This is a genomic window from Streptomyces sp. CO7 (genome assembly GCF_053474865.1).
In genome coordinates this window covers 938690-947532 of the sequence record NZ_JBRIOU010000002.1, presented here as the reverse complement: position 1 = coordinate 947532, position 8843 = coordinate 938690, and the positions used below count along the sequence as shown (strand labels likewise).

At 70.9% G+C, this 8843-nt stretch carries 7 protein-coding genes and 1 pseudogene; 5 read left to right on the top strand and 3 right to left on the bottom strand.

The window, feature by feature from the left end:
- Nucleotides 1-177: 177 nt before the first annotated feature.
- Nucleotides 178-1254: a LacI family DNA-binding transcriptional regulator gene (locus ACOV8S_RS06340; RefSeq protein ID WP_448316573.1), complete on the bottom strand. Its 1077-nt coding sequence runs from the start codon at nt 1252-1254 to the stop codon at nt 178-180.
- A 222-nt stretch (nt 1255-1476) separates the two neighbouring features.
- On the opposite strand from ACOV8S_RS06340, the gene ACOV8S_RS06335 reads away from it, so the two are divergent.
- The 5 genes from ACOV8S_RS06335 (at nt 1477) to ACOV8S_RS06315 (ending at nt 7201) form a co-directional block, all read left to right on the top strand.
- The gene (locus tag ACOV8S_RS06335) at nt 1477-3198 is read left to right on the top strand and encodes an ABC transporter substrate-binding protein (RefSeq protein ID WP_448316571.1); all 1722 of its coding nucleotides are present in this window, start codon (nt 1477-1479) and stop codon (nt 3196-3198) included.
- A gap of 212 nt (nt 3199-3410) precedes the next feature.
- Nucleotides 3411-4406: an ABC transporter permease gene (locus ACOV8S_RS06330; protein ID WP_448316569.1), complete on the top strand. Its 996-nt coding sequence runs from the start codon at nt 3411-3413 to the stop codon at nt 4404-4406.
- On the top strand, nt 4403-5368 hold the full coding sequence (locus ACOV8S_RS06325; protein ID WP_448316567.1) for an ABC transporter permease: 966 nt from the start codon (nt 4403-4405) through the stop codon (nt 5366-5368). The genes ACOV8S_RS06330 and ACOV8S_RS06325 overlap by 4 nt, the downstream gene beginning before the upstream one ends.
- A 4-nt stretch (nt 5369-5372) precedes the next feature.
- Entirely contained in the window at nt 5373-6314 is a 942-nt protein-coding gene (locus tag ACOV8S_RS06320) for an ABC transporter ATP-binding protein (protein WP_448316565.1), read from the top strand.
- Nucleotides 6314-7201 carry an ATP-binding cassette domain-containing protein gene (locus ACOV8S_RS06315; protein WP_448316563.1) on the top strand — a complete coding sequence of 296 codons (888 nt, stop codon included), beginning with the start codon at nt 6314-6316 and terminating at the stop codon, nt 7199-7201. The genes ACOV8S_RS06320 and ACOV8S_RS06315 overlap by 1 nt, the downstream gene beginning before the upstream one ends.
- An 83-nt stretch (nt 7202-7284) precedes the next feature.
- On the opposite strand, the gene ACOV8S_RS06310 is transcribed toward ACOV8S_RS06315, so the two are convergent.
- Together ACOV8S_RS06310 and ACOV8S_RS06305 are read right to left on the bottom strand one after the other, a co-directional pair.
- Entirely contained in the window at nt 7285-8667 is a 1383-nt protein-coding gene (locus tag ACOV8S_RS06310; protein ID WP_448316561.1) for an alkaline phosphatase family protein, read from the bottom strand.
- A pseudogene (locus ACOV8S_RS06305) lies at nt 8664-8843 on the bottom strand (metabolite traffic protein EboE); the annotation flags it as partial. The pseudogene ACOV8S_RS06305 and the gene ACOV8S_RS06310, both read right to left, overlap by 4 nt.

Genomic DNA, 8843 nt, shown 5'->3' with positions numbered 1-8843 from the left:
GTTTCCGTGGGGACGGCCCCCACCCGGACCCCCTCCGCCTCGAGTGCCGCCTTCCAGCGGACATGGCCAGGCCAGCTCCGCGACACGGCCGCGCGGGCTCCGCGACACGGCCGGCACGGCCTGCCAGGCCAGCTCCACGGCACCGCCGCACCGCCGCACCGGCCCCGCGAGCACCGGTCAGGCAGGCTCCGCGGTCACGGAGCCGGAGCGTGCGGCCGCAGCGGCCGCGGCGGCCCCCGCCGCCGGCCCGGTGCTGCCGCGCGGCAGCAGCCGTGCGGGCTCGTCCTCCAGGCCCTCGGCCCAGCCTTCCTCGACCAGGGTGAGGAGGGTGCGGACGGCGTGCCTCCCGTAGGCGGGGATGTCCCGGTTGAGCGCGGTGATGCCCGGGCGGACGACCCTGGTGAGCTGGGAGTCGTCCCAGGCGACCAGGGACAGTTCACCGGGGACGCTCAGCCCCAGTTCGTCGGCGACCGACAGGCCGGCGACGGCCATGATGTCGTTGTCGAAGACGATGGCGGTCGGGCGGTCGGGCCGGATGAGCAGGCCGCGGGCCGCTCGGGCACCCGCCTCCCCGGAGTAGTCGGTGTGCACGATGGCCGGCTCCCCCATGCCCAGTTCGGCGCAGACCGCCCGGTGGGCGCGGTCGCGGCGTGCCGTGTGGTCGAGGTCGCGCAGTCCGGCGACCCGGGCGACCGAGCGGTGGCCGAGGGCGTGCAGGTAGCGCAGGGTCTGGCCGAGCGCGGCGGCGTCGTCGGACCACACCGAGGGCAGCCCTTCCGCCGCCTCCGGGTGGCCGATCGCCACGGCGGGCAGGCCGAGTTCGCGGATCAGCGCGATCCTCGGGTCGTCGGTGCACAGGTCGGTCAGGAGCACGCCGTCGATGCGGCCCTCGCCCCACCAGCGGCGGTGGACCTCCATCTCCTGCCCGGCGTCGGCGACGAACTGCAGCGTCAACGCCTTGCCCTGGGCGGCGAGTTCGTCCTGCATGCCGCTGATCAGGCCCATGAAGAACGGTTCAGCTCCGAGGAGCTGGGCGGGCCGGGAGGAGACCAGTCCCACCGCGTCGGCCCTGGCCCGGGTGAGGGCGCGGGCCGCGCTGTTGGGCCGCCACCCGATCTCCCGGGCGATCCGCTTGATCTCGGCCCGGGTCCCCGGCGAGACGCCGGGCCGGTCGTTGAGCGCGTACGAGACCGCGACCTTGGAGACGCCCGCTCGCCGCGCGATGTCCTCCATGGTGGGGCGACGCCTGGACATGTGACCTCGCTTAACCGCTTCATGTGGGTGCCGTCATCGTAGCGGCACCGCCGCACGTCGAGACCTGCCCGGTGCGGACCTTCACGTAAACAACTTCCGTGTAACGAAGCCACGGGAGCGCTCCCGTCCCCCCTTGACACCGCCGCCCGGCGGGCCGAGACTTCCGCCACTTACCCGGTTCAGTTGGCTCCGCCCGAGGACGGGCGGGGAGGGAGTTGACCGATGCGCACTCGAGCGCGGCTCATCGCTCTGTTGGCCGTCGGCGGCATGGTCGTCACGGCGTGTACGGGCGGGGGTTCCTCCACGACCCCGGACGGAATAGGAGTTCAGGGGGGACTTCCGAGGAACGAGACCCTCTACACCAGTGGCACCCAGTGGGGGCCGCCGGCCAACTACAACCCCCTGCACAACTGGGACCACGCCACCGGCACCAAGGGCCTGGCGTACGAGACGCTGTTCCACTTCGACCCGAAGGCCGGCGAGCTCAAGCCGTGGCTGGCCGAGGGCGGGGAGTGGAAGGACGACAAGACCTACGAGGTGAAGCTGCGTTCGGGCGTCACCTGGTCGGACGGCAAGCCGATGACCGCCAAGGACGTCGTCTTCTCCTACGAGATCGGCAAGCTGGAGGCCTCCTCGTTCCACACGCTGTGGGACTGGCTGTCCAAGGCGGAGGCCGTCGACGAGCAGACCGTGCGCTTCACCTTCAAGGAGGCGCGCTACCAGGAGTGGGACTTCACCCTCTACGGGCAGCCGATCGTGCCGGAGCACGTGTGGAGCGAGCTCTCCGAGGAGGACATCCTCAACGGGGTCAACGACAAGCCGGTGGCTTCGGGGGCCTACAAGCTCAAGAGCCACTCCCAGGACCGTGTGGTGTGGGAGCGCCGTGACGACTGGTGGGGCGTCAAGGCGCTCGGCATGAAGCCGGCCCCCAAGTACATCGTCGACATCTCCAACCCGAGCAACGAGGTCGTGATCGGCCAGATCGGGCAGGGGCAGCTGGACCTGAGCAACAACTTCCTCCCGGGCGCCGCCCAGATGATCAAGGGCGGCAAGGCGGTCTCGTACTACGACGGACCGCCCTACATGCTGTCCGCCAACACCGCCTGGCTGGTGCCCAACACCAAGCGCAAGCCGATGGACGACGCCGCCTTCCGCAAGGCGCTGGCGTACTCGATCGACATCGACAAGATCGTCACGGGCGTCTACGGCGAGCTGGTGCGGCCGGCCGACCCGACCGGTCTGCTGCCGCAGTGGGACGCCTACATCGACAAGGGCCTGACCGCGAAGAGCGGTTTCTCCTTCGACACCGCCAAGGCGAAGAGCCTGCTGAGGAGCGCGGGTTACAAGGACACCGACGGCGACGGGCTGGTGGAGAACAAGAACGGCAAGAAGCTGAAGCTGAAGCTGATCGTGCCGTCCGGCTGGACCGACTGGATGGAGGCGGCGAAGGTCATCGCGGAGAGCGCCAAGGCCGCCGGCATCGACGTGAGCACCGACTTCCCGGACCAGAACGCGCTGACCGACATGCGCGGCAAGGGTGAGTTCGACCTGGTGATCAACAACGAGCGCCAGCTGTCCAACACCCCGTGGACGTACTACGAGTACATGTTCCAGCTGCCGGTCCGCGAGCAGCAGAACACGGTCAACTTCGGCCGCTACGAGAACAAGGAGGCGTGGAAGCTCGTCAACGAGCTCGGCGGCGTCAAGACCGACGACGAGGCGGGCATGAAGGAGGCGGTCTCCAGGATCCAGGAGATCCAGCTCGAGGAGATGCCCGTCATCCCGCTCTGGTACAACGGCCTGTGGTCCCAGTCGACGACCGGCACCTGGACCAACTGGCCCTCGGAGAAGGGCGACAACCCGCACGCGCCCACCCTGTGGCGCAACTGGCTGGAGCTGGGCGGCTTCGAGGCGCTGACCGGCCTGAAGCCCGCGAAGAAGTAGTCCCGCGGAAGCAGTTCCCGCGACCGCGGCGGCCGCCGCACGCCCCCTCCCGCCGGACGCACCGGCGGGGGGGGGGGGCCCCCCCGCCGCCCCCCCCCCGCCCCCCCCCGCCGGCCCCACCGGTGGGGGCGGGGCGCCTCCGGGCGGCCGCCCGGCGCCGACCTCCCCGCCTGCCTCGGCTCTCCTGCCTCTCCTGATCCTGGAGTTCACCCTTGCGCCGCTACTTCGCCCGCAAGCTCCTCGTCTACGTCCTCACCTTCGTCTTCGCCGTCACGGTGAACTGGCTGATCCCCCGGTTCATGCCCGGTGATCCCGTCTCCGCGATGATCTCCCGGGCCCGGGTCTCGCAGCCGGAGGCCGTGGAGCACATGCGGGCCTACTACAACGAGCTGTTCGGCTTCGACCGGCCCGTCTGGGAGCAGTACCTGCACTTCTGGTCGTCGTTGCTGCAGGGCGACTTCGGCATCTCGATCTGGGTGTTCCCGCAGCCGGTGAGCGAGATCATCCTGGGTGCGCTGCCCTACACGCTCGCCCTGATGATCCCGGCCATCCTGCTCAGCTGGTTCGTCGGCAACTGGCTCGGCGCGCTGGCCGCCCGCCGCAAGCTGCTGGACAACACCGTGCTGCCGGCCGGCTACCTGCTCACGGCCATGCCGTACATGTGGATCGCCGTCCTGCTGGCCTGGGTGTTCGGCGCGCGGGCGGGCTGGTTCCCGGTCTCGGGCGGCTACAGCCTGGACATCGAGCCGTCGTGGAGCTGGCTCTTCTTCACCGACGCGCTGCACCACTGGGTGCTGCCCTTCCTGTCCATGTTCCTGGTGGCGCTGGGCGGCTGGGCCATCGGCATGCGCAACATGATCATCTACGAACTCGAGGCGGACCACTCGTCGTACCTGGCCGCGCTGGGCGCCCCGCAGCGGCTGATCCGCCGGTACGCCTTCCGCAACGCCGTCCTGCCGCAGATCACCGGGCTGGCGCTGCAGCTGGGCGTCCTGGTGGCCGGCGCGCTGGTCACGGAGATCGTCTTCAACTATCCGGGCCTGGGCAGCCTGATCCTCGCGGCGATCCAGAACCGCGACTTCTTCCTGCTGCAGGGCACCTTCCTCTTCATCGTGATCGGTGTGCTCATCGCCAACTTCGTCATCGACCTCGTCTATGTGATCGTCGACCCCCGGACCCGAACCGGCATGGCGGGAGGCCAGTCATGAACGCGATGCCCCCACTCGGCGAACCGGCCTCCGAGCCGGTCGCGACCACGCAGCCCGCTCCGGACGCCGTTCCGGGCCTGGCCCCCGCGACGGCCGAGCCGTCGGCTCCGCTCAGTCCCACCCGCGAGACCCTGCACTACGCGGTCCGCAATCCCAAGCTGCTGATCGGCCTGGCCGTCGTCCTGGTGCTGCTGCTGACGGGCCTGCTCGGCCCGCTGCTGCTGGAGGGCAAGGACCCCAACGCCTACTCGGGCGCCCAGGGGGTGGGGCCCAGCGGCGAGCACTGGTTCGGCACCACGACCTTCGGGCAGGACGTCTTCGCGCAGTTCGTGCACGGCCTGCGCGCCACCTTCCTGGTCGGCGTGATCGGCGGCGGCATCGCGGCCGTCGTCGCCATGCTGGTCGGCTTCTTCGCCGGCTACCGGGGCGGTGTGCTCGACGAGGTGCTCACGATGCTGACCAACATCGTGCTGGTCATCCCGTCGCTGGCGGTGCTGCTGATCGTCAACGCCTACCTCGGCGTGCGCAGCGTGCCGGTGCAGGGCCTGTTCATCGGCCTGACGTCGTGGCCGTGGGCGGCGCGGGCGATCCGCGCCCAGACGTTCAGTCTGCGCACCCGTGACTTCGTCGATCTGGCCCGGCTCAGCGGCAGCCGTACCTGGAAGATCATTTTCCGGGAGATCGCGCCGAACATGAGCTCCTACCTGTTCATGACGTTCATCCTGCTGTTCGGCGGTTCCATCCTCATCGCCTCCTCGCTCGACTTCATCGGCCTCGGCCCCACCGACAGCGTGTCGCTGGGCCTGATGCTCCAGAGCGCGCAGCAGTGGAGCGCGCTCCAGCTCGGCATGTGGTGGTGGTTCGTGCCGCCGGGGGTGGGCATCACCGCGGTCGTCGGCGCGCTGTACGTCGCCAACGTGGGTCTGGACGAGGTGTTCAACCCCAAGCTGAGGGAGTCGTAAGCACATGACCCTGACCGTCGACGACCTCCGGGTCCACTACCGCACGCTGCGGGGCGACGTACGCGCCCTGGACGGCGTCAGCTTCTCCGTCGACGACGGCGAGATCCTCGGCCTGGTCGGTGAGTCGGGCTGCGGCAAGACCACGCTCGGCAAGTCGCTGATCCGCATGGACGGCCGGATGCGCCACGTGGGCGGCACCGTCACCCTCGACGGGGACGACGTCCCCGTCGGCGACGACCGCGCCATGAACGCCTTCCGCTTCCGCCGCATCTCGCTGGTCCCGCAGTACTCGATGAGCGCGATGAACCCCACGCGTCGCATCGGCCGGATGGTCCGCGAACTCCTCGCCTCGCGCGGGGCGTCGGTGGACACCGAGGAGCTGCACCGGCGTCTGGCCCTGGTGGGCCTGAAGCCGGAGGTCCTGGACCGCTATCCCATCGAGCTGTCCGGCGGCATGAAGCAGCGCACGGTGATGGTCATCTCCACGCTGCTCGACCCGTCGCTGCTGATCGCGGACGAGGTGACCAGCGCCCTGGACGTCTCCAACCAGAAGGCGGTGGCCCACGCCCTGGTGGGGCTGCGCGACCAGGGCCTGGTCACCAGCATGGTGTTCATCACCCACGACCTCGCGCTGACCTCGCACATCGCCGACACGATCATGGTGATGTACGCGGGTCTGCTCGCCGAGAAGGCGCCGTCGAAGGTCCTGACCAGTGCGCCGCGTCACCCGTACACCCGCCGGCTGCTGGCCGCGCTGCCGGAGGCGGGCGTGCGCCGCTCCGAGGGCCGCCTGTCGGGCATCGAGGGCAGCCCGCCCTCGCTGCTGTCCCCGCCCACCGGGTGCCGGTTCCGTGCCCGGTGCCCGCTGGCCGACGACCGGTGCGCCGAGCAGCCGCCGGTTGTCGAGGTCGCCCCCCGTCACCACGTAGCGTGCTGGAAGGTCTGATGCTGACACTCGACCGCGTCACCAAGACGTTCCGGACCGGGACCTTCTCCGGCAGTTCGGTCACCGCCGTCGACCGGGTCTCCTTCACCGTCGGGCGGGGAGAGGTCGTCACCCTGCTCGGGGAGAGCGGCAGCGGCAAGTCGACCCTGGGGCGCATGATCCTGGGCCTGACCCCGGTGACCGAGGGCTCGCTGACGCTGGGCGGCGAGCCGGTGCGCTCCGGCCGGGAGTACTACCGCCGGGTGCAGGGGATCTTCCAGGACCCGTTCAGCTGCTTCAACCCCGTCTTCAAGGCGGACCGGGTCTTCGCGCTGGTGAAGGAGGCCTACTACCCGAAGCTGTCCGCCGCCGACTGGCGCGGCCGGATCGAGCGGGCCGTGCGCGACGTGCGGCTCGATCCCGGGCAGGTGCTGAACAAGTACCCGCACCAGCTCAGCGGCGGCCAGCTGCAGCGCCTGCTGATCGCCCGGGCGCTGCTGCTCGACCAACTGGAGTTCCTGGTCGCCGACGAGATCACCAGCATGCTGGACGCCTCGACCCGGGTCGACGTCCTCAACCTGCTGGGCGACCTGCGCGAGCGGGGCCTGGGCGTCCTGTACATCACGCACGACCTCGCCCTGGGCACCTACCTGGCGGAGCAGACGGTGGTGCTGCGCGGCGGGCGGATCACCGAGCGGGGGGCGACCGAGAAGGTCTTCGGCAACCCGATGCACCCCTACACCCGGCACCTGCTGGCCGCCGTCCCACGGCTGGGCGTGGACTGGGTCGACGCCGAGCCGGTGGAGAGCTGCGTCTTCCACGACGCGGGTGCCGAGGGTGAGTTGTACGAGGCCGAGCCGGACCACTTCGTGGCCTGCGCGCAGCTTCCGGGGTGCCCCGGGCACTGAGCACTCCCCCGTTCCGTCCGGCCCGCGGCGGGCGTCCTCCACGGACGTCCCGCCGCGGGCCGGACGGCTTCACCCGCGCCCGGTCAGGCGAGCCCCGCCAGGCGCAGCAGCAGGTTCTTCACCTCGGTGGCCTCGACGCGTTCGCCGAGGTCGTGCGGGGCGGAGCACAGCAGCAGCGGGCCGTCCTCGTCCCGTTCGGGCAGCCGGCCGTGGCTGCCGCGCACGGGTGAGGGGTCCAGCGGGACGACGGCCATCCGGTAGCGCAGGCCGAGCTTCTTGCGGGCCAGGGCTGCGGCCGCCTTGACCTTCACATACGGGTCGAGGGGGTCCATGAAGAGCTCGGCGGGGTCGTAGCCGGGCTTGCGGTGGATCTCCACCAGCTGGGCGAAGTCGGGGGCGTGGGCGTCGTCGAGCCAGTAGTAGTAGGTGAACCAGCTGTCCGCCTCGGCGACCAGGACCAGCTCGCCGGCGCGCGGATGGTCGAGGCCGTTCGCCTTCTTCCCCGCGTCGTCGAGGATGTCCGCGACGCCCGGCACCTCGGCCAGCAGGGCGCGGACCGTCTCCCGGTCCTCCTGCCGACGCACGTAGACGTGGGCGATCTGGTGGTCGGCGACGGCGAAGGCGCGGGAGGTCGTCGGGTCGAGGTACTCCATGCCGTCCTGGGTGTGCACCTCCAGCAGTCCGGCGCGGCGCAGCACGCGGTTGACGTCGACGGGGCGGGTCACCGGGGTGATGCCGTACTCGGAGAGCGCGACGACGGTGCGGCCCTCGGCGCGGGCCTCGTCCAGGAGCGGGGCGACGGCGGCGTCGAGGTCGGTGGCGGCCCGCAGCGAGCGCGGGTCGTCGGGGCCGTAGCGCTGCAGGTCGTAGTCGAGGTGGGGCAGGTAGCACAGGGCGAGGTCGGGGCGCCGGGTGCGCAGGACGTGGCGGGTGGCGTCGATGATCCAGCGGCTGGAGACCAGGTCGGCGCCGGGTCCCCAGAAGTTGAAGAGGGGGAAGGTGCCCAGTGCGCCGGTGAGTTCGTCGTGCAGGGCCGGCGGCCGGGTGTAGCAGTCGGGTTCCTTGCGGCCGTCGGCGTGGTAGACGGGGCGCGGGGTGACGGTGATGTCGGTGTCGGCGCCCATCGCGTACCACCAGCAGATGTTGGCCACCGTGTAGCCGGGGGCGGCCCGGCGGGCGGCGTCCCACAGCTTGTCGCCGCCGACCAGCCCGTTGTGCTGCCGCCACAGCAGGACGTCGCCGAGCTCGCGGAAGTACCAGCCGTTGCCGACGACGCCGTGCTCGGAGGGGAGCGTGCCGGTCAGGAAGGTCGACTGCGCGGCGCAGGTGACGGCGGGCAGCACGGTGCCCAGCGGTGCGCGGGAGCCGTCGCGCGCCAGGGCCTTCAGGTGCGGCATGTGGTCCAGGAGGCGTGGGGTGAGGCCGACGACGTCGAGGACCAGCAGGGGGTTCACCGAGGGGGTCACGGCAGCTCCTTGAGGCCGAGGTCGGTCAGCAGGTCGCGGGCGATGGCGAGTTCGGCGGCGATGCCGTCGGCGAGTTGGCCGGCGTCGCGGGGGCGCAGCGCGGGCGGCAGGGCCTGCCAGGTGTACGTCTCGACCTCGAGGTGGCGGGTGCGGGGGAGGGGCCCGCCGACCAGGTG